The following is an 11,968-nucleotide window of genomic DNA, read 5'->3' on the forward strand; positions in this document are numbered from 1 at the left end:
TGCGCACGGGAATGGCTCGCTTCAATGCTTGACGTGTGACACCGGCGCACTGTCACGGAGGGGGTTGCCGTGGGCCGACGCAATGGCGGAGCGGAGTCGGGGGCGAGCACGGCCGCGGTGTTCGGAGAGGTGCTGCGGCACTTTCGCGAGGCGGCACTGCTCACGCAGGAGGGTCTGGCCCGGCAGATCCCGTGCGACCGCTCGCACGTGGCCCGGGTGGAGGCCGGTACGAGGGTGCCGCAGGAGTCTTTCGCCAAGGCGTGCGACGAACTTCTAGGGACGGGTGGGGTGTTGGCGCGGCTGTGGGCCAGGATCGACTGGTACCCGCAGGTGGAGCATCCCGACTGGTTCCGGAGACGGGCCGAGATGGATGAGGAGGCCATCGCTCTCCGGGAGTACCAGGAGCGCGTCATGCCGGGTTTGTTGCAGACGGCGGACTACGCCCGGGCGCTGTTCTCCTTGCTCGTCAGCGGGGAGGAAGTCGAGGAGCGAGTGCGGGCCCGACTGAGTCGGCAGCAGCGCTTCTTGGCGGATGCAGGCCCGCTCTACATCGTCGTCCTCGATGAGAGCTGCCTGCGCAACATGATCGGCAGCGCGGCCGTCATGCGGGACCAGTGCGCCCACTTGCTCAACGTCGGTAAGCGACCCAACATCCGCATCCAGGTCGCACCGTCCGGTCGGCTCGGCTTGTTCCGTCCCAGCGGATCCATGTCTCTCATCAAGCTGCCTGACGGGCACGAGTGGGTGTACTCGGAATCGTTGGATCGCGGCCACTTCAACGACGATCCAACCCTCTTCGCGAGGCATAGCCGCACCTATGATGTGCTCAGGGCGGACGCCCTGTCAGCTCCCCAGTCCGCCGCTCTGATCCGCGAGACGATGGAGGGATACGAGCATCATGGACCGGACCGAGCTCACCTGGGTCAAGAGCAGCTACAGCGACGCCAACGGCGGCAACTGCATCGAAATAGCCCCCGGTTACGACGAAACCGTCCCCGTCCGCGACAGCAAGAACCCTGACGGACCGGTCCTGGTCGTGACCCGGTCCGCCTGGTCCGCGTTCCTCTCCGCCCTGCGCTGACCTACTGCCCGCCCAGCATCTGCAGGACCCGGTTGGCCGCTTCCGCGACCGGCTGGCCCACGGCCCCCACGGCAGCGGCGATCGCGGCGACAGCCATCAGCGCCCGGTGCCGCTCCTGCGGCGGCGCCGCGTCCGCTGCCAGCACCGGCAGGGACTCGTCGATGAGCTGGACACTGGGCTGTGGCAGCTGCTCGCGCAACTCTCTGACGCCTTGCAGCAGTTCGGCCAGGGCCAGCCGCAGGGCGGGATCCGCGTCCCCGGTCGTGCCGTTCTTCACGATGCCCGTGTTGCCGCTGCCGCCGTGCATCGTGACGCTGTCGCCATAGTGGTAGCTGTTGCCGCTCATGCCGCGATCCCCACGTTCCCGTTGCCGCCGTACATGTTGACGTTGTCGCCGAAGTGGTAGTTCGAGGGCGAGTTGATCGTGAGGCGCTCCACCGTCACCGTGAACTCGGTGTCGGGGTTCTCCAGCGCGCCGGCCACGTAGCCCACCAGCCGGTCGAGATGGTGGGGGTCCCGGCTGGTCACCATCGCGGTGGACGGGCCGGCCGTCTCGACGGCGAGGACGTAGTGCGACTGGGCCGTCACGACGGAGAGCATCTCGACGAGGAAGTAGATCAGGGCCGCGATCGAGCAGATCCACACGAAGGTCAGCAGTCCGCCGGCCGCCGACTCGTCGGCGAGGTAGGTCAGGCCGCCGATGATCGACAGGCCGATCGCCACGGCGAGGGTGATCCCGGCGCGGGTCAGGAAGCGGAAGACGGCTTCCTTGCGCTTGGGGTGGAGCGTGAAGGTGTAGACCCGGGCGATGTTCCGCAGCGGGTAGGCCGCTCCGCCGACCCATAACAGGCGGTTGTGGACGCGGAGTTCCACGTCGGTCAGGGCGCGGGGCGGAGTCGCGGGCGGGGGCGGTACGTCCCACTGCCCCGGTGGCTGTTGCGTTTCCATGGTGTCCCCCTGAAGGCCGGTGAGCACGAAGTGACCGTGGTCACTGTGGGAACACCATTGACGACCATGCGTGCCAGGACAGCAACCCGTTTCCCGGCGGAAGCGATCAGGACTCGTCGCGCCTGGGGTCGTCGTCCTTGTTCCTGTCCTCGTCGAGGGACTTCAGGAAGTCGGGGTTGTCGTCCGGCGCCACCCACTGCTGCCGGGAGCGGCCGCCCCGGACGCCGGACCAGCCGTCGGCGGCCGGGCTGCGCTTCTTGCCGGCGATCAGCCAGGAGATCGAGCCGACGAGCGGGAACAGCAGCACGAGGATCGCCCACAGCGGCTTGGGCATGTGGCGGATGTCGTCGTCCTTGGTGCTGATGCAGTCGATGAACGCGTACACGCTCAGCGCCAGCGGCACGAGGAACATCAGTACCCGGAGCATGCGCGGCCTCTCAGCGAAAGCGGTGGGTGGTTCCAGGCCAGCGTAGCCGCTCGGGGATACTGGACCCCATGGCTTACGACGATCTTCGCTCCCTGCTCAGGGCGCTGGAGCGCGAGGGCGACCTCAAGCGCATCAAGGCCGAGGTGGACCCGTACCTGGAGGTCGGGGAGATCGTCGACCGGGTGCAGAAGGCCGGCGGCCCGGCGCTGCTCTTCGAGAACGTGCGCGGGTCGAGCATGCCGCTCGCGATGAACGTGTACGGCACGGACCGGCGGCTGCTGAAGGCCCTGGGCCTGAAGTCGTACGCGGAGATCTCCGAGCGGATCGGCGGGCTGCTGAAGCCCGAGCTGCCGCACGGGTTCGTCGGTGTGCGGGAGGCGTTCGGCAAGCTCGGCGCGATGACGCACGTGCCGCCGAAGAAGGTCAAGGACGGCCCCGTGCAGGAGGTCGTGCTCACCGGGGACGACGTCGACCTCGACCGGCTGCCCGCCCTGTTCACCTGGCCGAAGGACGGCGGGTCGTTCTTCAACCTGGGGCTCACGCACACCAAGGACCCCGAGAGCGGCGTGCGCAACCTGGGCCTCTACAGGCTCCAGCGGCACGACAAGCGCACCATCGGCATGCACTGGCAGATCCACAAGGACAGCCGCAACCACTACCAGGTGGCCGCGCGCCGCGGTGAGCGGCTGCCGGTCGCGATCGCCTTCGGCTGCCCGCCCGCCGTGACGTACGCTTCGACCGCGCCGCTGCCCGGGGACATCGACGAGTACCTGTTCGCCGGGTTCCTCGCGGGCAAGCGGATCGAGATGGTCGACTGCAAGACCGTGCCGCTCCAGGTCCCGGCGCAGGCCGAGGTCGTCATCGAGGGCTGGCTGGAGCCGGGCGAGATGCTGCCCGAGGGGCCGTTCGGCGACCACACGGGCTTCTACACGCCGCAGGAGCCCTTCCCGGCGCTGAAGATCGACTGCGTCACGATGCGGAAGCGGCCGCTGCTCCAGTCGATCGTCGTGGGCAGGCCCCCGACGGAGGACGGGCCGCTGGGCCGGGCGACGGAACGCTTCTTCCTGCCGCTGCTGAAGATCATCGTGCCGGACATCGTGGACTACCACCTGCCGGAGGCGGGCGGCTTCCACAACTGCGCGATCGTCTCGATCGACAAGAAGTACCCCAAGCACGCGCAGAAGGTCATGCACGCCATCTGGGGCGCGCACATGATGTCGCTGACCAAGCTGATCGTGGTCGTCGACTCCGACTGCGACGTGCACGACCTGCACGAGGTGGCCTGGCGGGCGCTGGGCAACACGGACTACGCCCGCGACCTGAGCATCGTCGAGGGCCCGGTCGACCATCTGGACCACGCGTCCTACCAGCAGTTCTGGGGCGGCAAGGCCGGGATCGACGCGACGAAGAAGTGGCCCGAGGAGGGCTACACGCGCGACGGCGGCTGGCCCGACATGGTCGAGTCGGACCCGGAGACGGCGGCGAAGGTGGACCGCCGCTGGAAGGAGTACGGGCTGTGACCTCCGCTTCCGCCGCGATCCCGCAGCCGGGACGCACCAAGGCGTTCCTGCGTCTTGTGATGATCGAGCACTCGGTCTTCGCGCTGCCCTTCGCGTACATCGCCGCCCTGACGGCGATGTACGAGTGGGACAGGAACATCCACTGGGGCAGGCTGCTGCTGGTCACCGTCTGCATGGTCGGCCTGCGCACGTTCGCGATGGCGGTCAATCGGATCATCGACCGGGAGATCGACGCGCGGAACCCGCGCACGGCGCAGCGCGAGCTGGTGACCGGCGCGATGTCGGTGAAGCACGCCTGGACGGGCGCGCTGATCGCCCTGGCCGTGTTCCTCGGCGCGGCGGCCCTGCTCAACCCCCTGTGCCTGGCCCTGGCCCCCATCGCGGTGATCCCGATGGTGGTCTACCCGTACGGCAAGCGGTTCACGAACTTCCCGCAGGCCATCCTCGGCCTCGCCCAGGCGATGGGGCCGATCGGCGGCTGGCTGGCCGTCTCGGGCTCCTGGTCGTGGGACGCGGTCATCCTGGGCCTCGCCGTCGGCATCTGGATCGGCGGCTTCGACCTGATCTACGCCTGCCAGGACGTGAAGACCGACCGCGAGATAGGCGTCATGTCCGTCCCGGCGCGCTTCGGCATCCCGGCGGCGATCTGGGGCGCGCGGGTGTGCCACGCCCTGACGACGGCCCTGTTCGTCTGGTACGCCCTGGCCACAGACGCGGGCGTCTTCTTCTGGCTGGGCCTGCTGATCGTCGCCGCCGCGTTCCTCTACGAGCACTCCATCGTCCGCCCGCACGACCTCTCCCGCGTGAACCGGGCGTTCTTCAGCGTCAACGGCTTCATCGGCATCGCCCTGTTCGTGTGCGCGCTGTTGGATCTGCTCGTGCGAGGTCTGACCGTGTGATTACGGTGCGGCCTACCATCGGGTGCAGGATCCCAAGGAGGCCGCCATGACCGTCTCGGACATCGACCGCCTGCACTCGCAGCTCAGCAAGCTGGAGGACCTGTTCCCCGGCTATCTGACGGAGATTGTCGAGGGCAGCATCGTGATGAACCCGGTCAGGCCGTTCCACGGGAAGACCATCCAGCGGCTGTGGAACATCGTCGAGGGACAGCTGCCACCCGAGTGGGCCCTGGTGAGCGACGTCGCCTTTCCGTTCGACGACGCCAACGAGTTCTGCCCCGACCTCGCCGTCATCCCGGCGGAGGCGGAGGACGAGAACCACAGCGCTTACCCGGCCGACTTGATCGAGCTCGTGGCCGAAGTGGTGTCACCGGAGAGCGTTCGCCGCGACTACGAGGTGAAGCCCCGCTGGTACGCCTCGCGCGGCATCGCCAACTACCTGGTCCTCGACCCGCTCCAAGGGCACCTCGTGACCATGTGGAACCCCGGCCCCGACGGCTACCGCGGGCGGGACACCCTTCCGTACGGTCACGAACTGACCCTCGACTCCCCGCTCGGCAAGCTGATCATCCCCACCACCCACCTGCCGGTCGATCGCAAGGCGCGCGACCGCGACTAAGGGCGTTCCTCCCAGGTGAGGGCTCGGCTCGCGGCCCGGCGGCGGAAGGCGAACGCCGCGCCCACTCCCGCCAGCAGCCCCAGCAGGTGGCCCTGCCAGCTGATGCCCGTCTGGGTGGGGGCCAGGCCCGTGAGGATGGTGCCGCCCCAGATCGCGGCGATCAGGACGCCGGCCAGGATGCCCCAGGGGCGGCGCTCCACGAAGCCGCTGACCAGGAGGAAGCCGAAAAGGCCGAAGATCAGGCCCGACGCGCCCGCCGTGTTCGTGTGCGCCGGGGAGATGAGCCACACGCCCAGGCCGTCGACGAGGACGATCAGCGCGCAGACGAGCAGGAAGCGGCGCAGGCCCGCCAGCGCCGCCAGGAAGCCCAGGACCAGCAGCGGCAGCGTGTTCGACGCCAGGTGCGCGAAACCGAAGTGGAGGAAGGCCGACGGGACGACGTCGGCCAGCTCGGACGGGTCGCGCGGGGTGATGCCGAAGCGGTCCAGCGCGTGACCCGTCGCCACGTCGACCGCTTCCAGCAACCACAGCAGCGCGATCCAGGCCAGCATCAGCTTGCCCGCGGCCAGCGCGCGGTCCCCCGTCGACCACCCTTCACGCGGACCCGGCATGGCGACCCCCAGTGCTCACTCGTCCTCTCCGTGCAACGGCCCGCACCCCTGGGCCGGTTCCCACCCCGCGACGCCGGATAGGCTCGGAGTCGTGAACCCAGTCAAGCCAGGCGAGACGCCGCGTACGCCTTGGATCGTAGGGGTGTCCGGCGCCTCCGGCACCCCGTATGCCGCCGCCGTGCTGCGGGCCCTGCTCGACGCCGGCGAAAGCGTCGACCTCGTGGTGTCCCGGGCCTCCCGGCTCACCCTCCTCGACGAGACCGGGATCTCCTTCCGGGACGCCCACTGGCAGGCCGACCTGCGGGAATGGCTGTCCCGGGGCGCCGACGGCAAGCCGGACACCTTCTCCGTCGACCTCGACGCCGTCCGGCACTGGAGCGCCGGCGACCTGGCCGCCGGACCCTCCTCGGGGTCGTACCCCACCAAGGGCATGCTCATCGTGCCCGCCTCGACGGCGAGCGTGGCCGGGGTCGCGCTCGGGCTGTCGAAGGACCTGTTGCAGCGGGCGGCGAGCGTGACCCTCAAGGAGGGACGCAAGCTGATCGTGGCCGTACGGGAGACCCCGCTGAACGGCCAGACCCTGCGGCACCTGGTCACCCTCGACGACGCGGGCGCGACGGTCGTGCCCGCCTCACCCGCCTTCTACGCGGGCGCGACGCACATCCAGGACCTGGTGGACTTCGTCGCCGGACGCGTACTCGACGCGGCGGGCGTGCCGCACACGCTCTACCGCCGTTGGCAAGGTGAACTCGGCGGCGGAGCGCACCGCGCCGGCTGAGCGGGCACACCGGAACTCATCGGACCACAGACAACTTCAGCGGAAGGCTTCGATCGCAATGGACGCGGTGGACAGGCAGCTCATCCAGGCCCTGAGGGAGAACGGCCGGGCCTCCTACGCGGAGCTGGGACGCCTCGTCGGCCTGTCGGGACCCAGCGTCACCGACCGCATCAACCGGCTGGAGGCGGCCGGTGTCATCACCGGCTACCGGGCCACCGTCGACGCGGCCTCCCTCGGCCTCGGCGTCACCGCCCTCATCGGCATCTCCCTGTCCGACGCCACCGACCACGAGGACGTGGCGCAGCGGCTGCGGGACCTGTCGGAGATCGAGGACTGCTGGTTCATCGCGGGCGACGACTCGTACATGCTCAAGGTGCGGGCGGCGGACGTGGACGGCCTGGAGAAGATCATCCGACGGCTCAGCGGGACCAAGGGCGTCTCCCGGACCCGTACCACCATCGTGCTCTCCACGAAGTGGGAGAACCGGGTCGGGGAACTGCCCGAAGAGGTCTAGTCGTACGGTTGGGGACGTCTCCGTAGAAAGGTGTGGGCATGGATCTCGGGCTCAAGCGCGAGCTGGAGGAGAAGGTCAGGGCCGGTGAGCGCCTGACCCGTGAGGACGGCATCGCGCTGTACGAGTCGGACGACCTGGCCTGGCTCGGCGGCCTCGCGCACGAGGTGCGCACGCGCAAGAACGGCGACGTGGTGCACTTCAACGTCAACCGTCACCTCAACATGACGAACGTGTGCACGGCCTCCTGCGCGTACTGCTCCTTCCAGCGCAAGCCGGGGGAGAAGGACGCGTACACGATGCGCATCGAGGAGGCCGTCAAGCTCGCCAAGGCGATGGAGTCGGAGAACCTCACCGAGCTGCACATCGTCAACGGGCTCCACCCGAACCTGCCGTGGCGGTACTACCCGCGGTCGCTGCGGGAGCTCAAGGCGGCCCTGCCGCACGTGTCACTGAAGGCCTTCACGGCCACCGAGATCCACCACTTCGAGACCATCTCGGGGATGAGCGCGTCGGAGATCCTGGACGAGCTCATCGACGCGGGCCTGGAGTCGCTGACCGGCGGTGGTGCGGAGATCTTCGACTGGGAGGTCCGGCAGCACATCGTGGACCACCGCACGCACTGGGAGGACTGGTCCCGGATCCACCGGCTGGCGCACGAGAAGGGCCTGAAGACCCCGTGCACGATGCTGTACGGGCACATCGAGGAGCCGCGGCACCGGGTGGACCACGTGCTGCGGCTGCGTGAGCTGCAGGACGAGACCGGTGGCTTCCAGGTCTTCATCCCGCTGCGCTACCAGCACGACTTCGTGGACATGAAGGACGGCAAGGTCCGCAACCGGCTCCAGGCGCGCACGCAGATGGCGACGGGCGCCGAGGCGCTGAAGACGTTCGCGGTGTCGCGGCTGCTGTTCGACAACGTGCCGCACGTGAAGGTCTTCTGGGTGATGCACGGCGTGCAGACCGCGCAACTGGCGCTGCAGCACGGCGCCGACGACATGGACGGGTCGGTCGTCGAGTACAAGATCACGCACGACGCGGACAACTTCGGCACGCCGAACAAGCTGACGCGTGAGGATCTGCTGGATCTCATTCGCGACGCCGGGTTCCGGCCCGTTGAGCGCAACACGCGGTACGAGATCATCCGCGAGTACGACGGGCCCGACCCGCTGCGGCGCGAGTCACCACAGCCGATGCGGGTGTGACGTCGTCGATTCCGGGTGCGGGTGCGGGTGCGGGTGCGTGGGGGCTGGTCGCGCAGTTCCCCGCGCCCCGGAGGTGGGTACCCGGCCGGCATGGTTGCCACCGGGGCGCCGGAAGACGCCTACACCGCTGAGCCCTTCGTGCCCGGGCGGGGTGGGTTGGCCGCCTTGCGCCGGGCCGCCGCCGGCTGCCGGGGGTGTCCGCTGCACCGGGACGCCACCCAGACCGTCTTCGGGGCCGGGGACAGCGGCGCCCGGGTGATGCTCGTGGGGGAGCAGCCCGGGGATCAGGAGGACCGGCAGGGGAAGCCGTTCGTCGGGCCCGCGGGGAAGCTGCTCGACCGGGCCCTGGCGGAAGCCGGCATCGACCCCGGCGAGGCCTATGTCACCAACGCCGTGAAGCACTTCAAGTTCACCCAGGCCGAGCCGCGCAAGCGGCGGATCCACAAGGCGCCGACCCTGCGGGAGATGACCGCCTGCGGGCCCTGGCTCGCCGCCGAGCTGGCGGTCGTGGAACCGGAGCTGATCGTCGTGCTGGGGGCCACCGCCGGGAAGGCGCTGCTCGGGTCCTCGTTCCGGGTCACCCAGGTGCGCGGGACCGTGCTGGAGGAGGAGATCCACGGGCGGCCGGAGCGGCTGGTGCCGACCGTGCATCCCTCGGCGGTGCTGCGCTCCGACGACCGGGAGGCGGCCTACCAGGGGCTGGTTTCGGACTTGGAAGTGGCGGCACAGGCCCTGTCGTAATAGCTACAATCCCCACATGCCCCTTACCTTCACGCTGGACCCGGCCGTCACCCCGGAGCTTCGCGACGGCATCCTCGGCCTGTGGACCGATGTCTCCAACGCGGGCGGGGCCGTCGGCTTCGTGCCCCCGGTGACGCGTGAGGACATCCGGCCGCAGCTGGTCAAGCACCTCGCGTCCATGGTCGAGGGGCAGGTCCGGCTGCTCGTCGGGCACGACGAGGAGGGGCGGGTCGCGGCGACCGCGTTCCTCACCTTCAACACGCACCGCCTGATGACGCACTGGCTGTGGCTGTACACGGTGATGGTGCACCCGCGTCACCAGGGCCGGGGCTACGGCCGTGATCTGCTCGCCGCGGCCGCCGACGCCGCCCGCGGGATCGGCGGGATCGAGGCGATCCGGCTGACCTGCCGCGGCGGACTCGGCCTGGAGCGGTTCTACGCCTCGTGCGGCTACAAGGAGGTCGGCCGGATCCCGGGCGCCATCCGGGTCGCGCCGGGCGACGACCGCGACGACGTGATCATGCTGCTCCCGCTGCACTGACCCCTGCTCTGACCCCCCTGCGAGATCGGCCCTCCGGCGTGCTTCACTGGACGGTGCCCCTTTGGGTGTGTTCCGGCCGTTCGAAACGGAAGAGTGGATTGAGATGCTCCGCTACACGCTGATGCGCCTCGGTGTCTTCGTGGGCTGCCTCGTGGTCGTCTGGGGCGCCGTCTACTCGGGCCTCGCCCCGCGCGGCCTGGGCGACAGCAACGGCCTGTGGGTCGTGCTGCTCGCGCTGCTGATCTCCGCGCCGATCAGCTTCGTCGTGCTGCGCAAGGAGCGCGACCGGGCGTCCATCCAGGTCGCGCAGCGCGTCGAGCGGATGAAGGCCAACCTGGACGCCAACCGCAACCAGGAGGACGTCGCCGACGACACCGCCCGGGCCCAGGGGCAGACCTCGTAAGGTCCCCTCCGCAGGCGAACAGCGCCCCGTTTCCGCACATGCGCGGACACGGGGCGCTTTGCCTTGTATGGGCGTGTGTGACCCGTCACCTATCAAAGCCAGGCTTTGGGGTCCTCAAAGCTCAGGTGTTAAGGTCCTGGTATGAAGTCAGCAGTCGTGCCTCATTCGCCCCTGAGCGCTCCGCTCGTGGCACGGCTGCACGTGGATCTCTGTCGGTGCGCGTCCGCTTTCTGTCGTTCCTGACGTAACGCAACCCCCGCCGCCCACGTCAGTCCCCCCGTTACGCGTCCCCCAACGGAGTCAGTCGCGTGTCCCCACGTCTGAAGTTCTTCAACGTCCCCTTCTGGGTCCAGATACTCTCCGGCCTCGTCCTGGGCGCCCTGCTCGGCTGGCTCGCCCGCAGCCAGGACCTGTCCTGGCTGGTCACCACCCTGGAGAAGGTCGGTGACACCTTCATCGGCCTGCTGAAGCTGGCCGTCGCACCGCTCGTCTTCTTCGCGATCCTGGTCTCGATCACCAACCTGCGGAAGGTCAACAACGCGGCCCGCCTGGCCTCGCGCACCCTCCTCTGGTTCATGATCACGTCGCTGATCGCGGTGAGTATCGGCCTCGTCATCGGCCTGGTGACCAACCCCGGCTCCGGTACCGGCCTCACGCCCAAGGACGGCGCGAAGCCCCAGACCACCGGCTCCTGGATCGACTTCCTCACCGGCATCGTGCCGACCGACGTCATCACGCCGTTCACCCAGCTGAACGTCCTGCAGATCGTCTTCATGGCCGCCGTCGCCGGTATCGCCGCCCTCCAGCTCGGCGAGAAGGCCCAGCCGATCCTCACCCTGAGCGAGTCCGTCCTCAGCCTGCTGCAGAAGGCGCTGTGGTGGGTCATCCGGCTCGCCCCGCTCGGCACGATCGGCCTGATCGGCTACGCCATCGCCACCTACGGCTGGGACCTGATCGGCAAGTACGCGACGTTCACCGCCGACATCTACATCGGCTGCCTCCTCGTGATGTTCGGCGTCTACCCGACGCTGCTCGCCACCGTCGCCAAGGCCAACCCCGTCCAGTTCTTCAAGGGCGCCTGGCCCGCGATCCAGCTGGCCTTCGTCTCCCGCTCGTCCGTGGGCACCATGCCGCTGACGCAGAAGGTCACCGAGCGGCTCGGCGTGCCGAAGGAGTACGCCTCCTTCGCCGTGCCGTTCGGCGCCACGACCAAGATGGACGGCTGCGCCGCGATCTACCCGGCCATCGCCGCGATCTTCGTCGCCCAGATCTTCGACATCCAGCTGGGCGTCGGCGACTACCTGCTGATCGCGTTCGTCTCGGTGGTCGGCTCCGCCGCCACGGCCGGTCTCACCGGCGCGACGGTCATGCTGACCCTGACCCTGTCCACCCTCGGCCTGCCGATGGAGGGTGTGGGCCTGCTGCTCGCGATCGACCCGATCCTCGACATGATCCGCACCGCGACCAACGTCGCCGGGCAGGCGCTGATCCCGGTCCTGGTCTCGGCCCGCGAGAACCTGCTCGACCGCGACGCCTACGCCACGGCCGACGGATCCGCCCTCGCCCTGGACGACGAGCCGCGTGACGCGCGGCCCGGGCGGGTGCCCGCCGCCGCCTGACGCACCGGCGTCCTGGCGCACCGGCGCACTGGCGTGGTGAGGCCCCCCGGCCGGCCCTCCATCGG

General features: G+C 69.3%; 17 protein-coding genes. 13 read left to right on the forward strand and 4 right to left on the reverse strand.

The features are described from left to right. Positions 1-69: 69 nt before the first annotated feature. Both ABTZ58_RS26295 and ABTZ58_RS26300 read left to right on the forward strand, forming a co-directional pair. Positions 70-1,020 (forward strand): helix-turn-helix domain-containing protein, encoded by a 951-nt coding sequence (locus ABTZ58_RS26295; protein ID WP_351361411.1) that lies wholly within the window; start codon positions 70-72, stop codon positions 1,018-1,020. Then, on the forward strand, positions 968-1,081 hold the full coding sequence (locus ABTZ58_RS26300) for a DUF397 domain-containing protein (RefSeq protein ID WP_351361680.1): 114 nt from the start codon (positions 968-970) through the stop codon (positions 1,079-1,081). Before ABTZ58_RS26295 ends, ABTZ58_RS26300 begins: the two co-directional genes overlap by 53 nt. A 1-nt stretch (position 1,082) precedes the next feature. Here ABTZ58_RS26300 and ABTZ58_RS26305 read toward each other — a convergent pair whose 3' ends face one another. The 3 genes from ABTZ58_RS26305 to ABTZ58_RS26315 all read right to left on the reverse strand — a co-directional run bounded on the left by ABTZ58_RS26305 (position 1,083) and on the right by ABTZ58_RS26315 (position 2,456). Continuing rightward, positions 1,083-1,427, reverse strand: a complete 345-nt coding sequence (locus ABTZ58_RS26305; RefSeq protein ID WP_351361414.1) for a hypothetical protein — start codon at positions 1,425-1,427, stop codon at positions 1,083-1,085. Beyond that, positions 1,424-2,029: a DUF6232 family protein gene (locus tag ABTZ58_RS26310; RefSeq protein ID WP_351361417.1), complete on the reverse strand. Its 606-nt coding sequence runs from the start codon at positions 2,027-2,029 to the stop codon at positions 1,424-1,426. The genes ABTZ58_RS26305 and ABTZ58_RS26310 overlap by 4 nt, the downstream gene beginning before the upstream one ends. 106 nt (positions 2,030-2,135) lie before the next feature. Then, entirely contained in the window at positions 2,136-2,456 is a 321-nt protein-coding gene (locus ABTZ58_RS26315; RefSeq protein WP_351361420.1) for a PLD nuclease N-terminal domain-containing protein, read from the reverse strand. 68 nt (positions 2,457-2,524) lie between these two features. Between ABTZ58_RS26315 and ABTZ58_RS26320 the strand changes: the two genes are divergently transcribed. Genes ABTZ58_RS26320 through ABTZ58_RS26330 form a run of 3 tightly spaced genes read left to right on the forward strand, consistent with a single transcriptional unit; the run spans position 2,525 to position 5,494 of the window. Continuing rightward, positions 2,525-3,976 (forward strand): menaquinone biosynthesis decarboxylase, encoded by a 1,452-nt coding sequence (locus ABTZ58_RS26320; RefSeq protein ID WP_351361423.1) that lies wholly within the window; start codon positions 2,525-2,527, stop codon positions 3,974-3,976. Beyond that, positions 3,973-4,875, forward strand: coding sequence for a menaquinone biosynthesis prenyltransferase MqnP (mqnP, locus tag ABTZ58_RS26325; protein ID WP_351361426.1), 903 nt, complete (start codon positions 3,973-3,975; stop codon positions 4,873-4,875). The genes ABTZ58_RS26320 and mqnP overlap by 4 nt, the downstream gene beginning before the upstream one ends. A 46-nt stretch (positions 4,876-4,921) precedes the next feature. Then, complete coding sequence (locus ABTZ58_RS26330; RefSeq protein WP_311688044.1) at positions 4,922-5,494, forward strand: Uma2 family endonuclease; 573 nt, start codon at positions 4,922-4,924, stop codon at positions 5,492-5,494. Here the strand turns inward: ABTZ58_RS26330 and ABTZ58_RS26335 are convergent. After that, on the reverse strand, positions 5,491-6,105 hold the full coding sequence (locus tag ABTZ58_RS26335) for a rhomboid family intramembrane serine protease (protein ID WP_351361429.1): 615 nt from the start codon (positions 6,103-6,105) through the stop codon (positions 5,491-5,493). The two genes, ABTZ58_RS26330 and ABTZ58_RS26335, sit on opposite strands and share 4 nt — an antisense overlap. A gap of 91 nt (positions 6,106-6,196) precedes the next feature. Here ABTZ58_RS26335 and ABTZ58_RS26340 point away from each other — a divergent pair, with 91 nt between their 5' ends. The 8 genes from ABTZ58_RS26340 (at position 6,197) to ABTZ58_RS26375 (ending at position 11,903) form a co-directional block, all read left to right on the forward strand. After that, complete coding sequence (locus ABTZ58_RS26340; RefSeq protein WP_351361432.1) at positions 6,197-6,883, forward strand: UbiX family flavin prenyltransferase; 687 nt, start codon at positions 6,197-6,199, stop codon at positions 6,881-6,883. A 58-nt stretch (positions 6,884-6,941) separates the two neighbouring features. Next, positions 6,942-7,397, forward strand: a complete 456-nt coding sequence (locus tag ABTZ58_RS26345; RefSeq protein WP_094056892.1) for an Lrp/AsnC family transcriptional regulator — start codon at positions 6,942-6,944, stop codon at positions 7,395-7,397. A 38-nt stretch (positions 7,398-7,435) separates the two neighbouring features. After that, complete coding sequence (mqnE, locus tag ABTZ58_RS26350; protein WP_309096243.1) at positions 7,436-8,599, forward strand: aminofutalosine synthase MqnE; 1,164 nt, start codon at positions 7,436-7,438, stop codon at positions 8,597-8,599. Between the two features lie 90 nt (positions 8,600-8,689). Beyond that, on the forward strand, positions 8,690-9,340 hold the full coding sequence (locus ABTZ58_RS26355; protein WP_351361437.1) for a UdgX family uracil-DNA binding protein: 651 nt from the start codon (positions 8,690-8,692) through the stop codon (positions 9,338-9,340). Positions 9,341-9,356: 16 nt separating this feature from the next. Next, positions 9,357-9,881: a GNAT family N-acetyltransferase gene (locus ABTZ58_RS26360; protein ID WP_351361440.1), complete on the forward strand. Its 525-nt coding sequence runs from the start codon at positions 9,357-9,359 to the stop codon at positions 9,879-9,881. 103 nt (positions 9,882-9,984) lie between these two features. Continuing rightward, positions 9,985-10,284, forward strand: a complete 300-nt coding sequence (locus ABTZ58_RS26365; RefSeq protein WP_351361443.1) for a DUF4229 domain-containing protein — start codon at positions 9,985-9,987, stop codon at positions 10,282-10,284. A gap of 141 nt (positions 10,285-10,425) precedes the next feature. Continuing rightward, positions 10,426-10,527 (forward strand): putative leader peptide, encoded by a 102-nt coding sequence (locus ABTZ58_RS26370; RefSeq protein ID WP_351361446.1) that lies wholly within the window; start codon positions 10,426-10,428, stop codon positions 10,525-10,527. A gap of 65 nt (positions 10,528-10,592) precedes the next feature. Beyond that, entirely contained in the window at positions 10,593-11,903 is a 1,311-nt protein-coding gene (locus ABTZ58_RS26375; RefSeq protein ID WP_351361449.1) for a dicarboxylate/amino acid:cation symporter, read from the forward strand. Positions 11,904-11,968 lie beyond the last annotated feature (65 nt).

This window comes from Streptomyces sp. NPDC094143 (genome assembly GCF_040303825.1).
In the GTDB taxonomy this organism is placed as follows: Bacteria; Actinomycetota; Actinomycetes; order Streptomycetales; family Streptomycetaceae; genus Streptomyces.

What these genes read in the sequence shown, in the direction of transcription:
- ABTZ58_RS26305 (WP_351361414.1), bottom strand. Translation starts at nt 1,427, where the DNA reads ATGAGCGGCAACAGCTACCACTATGGCGACAGCGTCACGATGCACGGC.
- ABTZ58_RS26310 (WP_351361417.1), bottom strand. Translation starts at nt 2,029, where the DNA reads ATGGAAACGCAACAGCCACCGGGGCAGTGGGACGTACCGCCCCCGCCC.
- ABTZ58_RS26315 (WP_351361420.1), bottom strand. Translation starts at nt 2,456, where the DNA reads ATGCTCCGGGTACTGATGTTCCTCGTGCCGCTGGCGCTGAGCGTGTAC.
- ABTZ58_RS26320 (WP_351361423.1), top strand. Translation starts at nt 2,525, where the DNA reads ATGGCTTACGACGATCTTCGCTCCCTGCTCAGGGCGCTGGAGCGCGAG.
- ABTZ58_RS26330 (WP_311688044.1), top strand. Translation starts at nt 4,922, where the DNA reads ATGACCGTCTCGGACATCGACCGCCTGCACTCGCAGCTCAGCAAGCTG.
- ABTZ58_RS26335 (WP_351361429.1), bottom strand. Translation starts at nt 6,105, where the DNA reads ATGCCGGGTCCGCGTGAAGGGTGGTCGACGGGGGACCGCGCGCTGGCC.
- ABTZ58_RS26345 (WP_094056892.1), top strand. Translation starts at nt 6,942, where the DNA reads ATGGACGCGGTGGACAGGCAGCTCATCCAGGCCCTGAGGGAGAACGGC.
- mqnE (WP_309096243.1), top strand. Translation starts at nt 7,436, where the DNA reads ATGGATCTCGGGCTCAAGCGCGAGCTGGAGGAGAAGGTCAGGGCCGGT.
- ABTZ58_RS26355 (WP_351361437.1), top strand. Translation starts at nt 8,690, where the DNA reads ATGGTTGCCACCGGGGCGCCGGAAGACGCCTACACCGCTGAGCCCTTC.
- ABTZ58_RS26360 (WP_351361440.1), top strand. Translation starts at nt 9,357, where the DNA reads ATGCCCCTTACCTTCACGCTGGACCCGGCCGTCACCCCGGAGCTTCGC.
- ABTZ58_RS26365 (WP_351361443.1), top strand. Translation starts at nt 9,985, where the DNA reads ATGCTCCGCTACACGCTGATGCGCCTCGGTGTCTTCGTGGGCTGCCTC.
- ABTZ58_RS26370 (WP_351361446.1), top strand. Translation starts at nt 10,426, where the DNA reads ATGAAGTCAGCAGTCGTGCCTCATTCGCCCCTGAGCGCTCCGCTCGTG.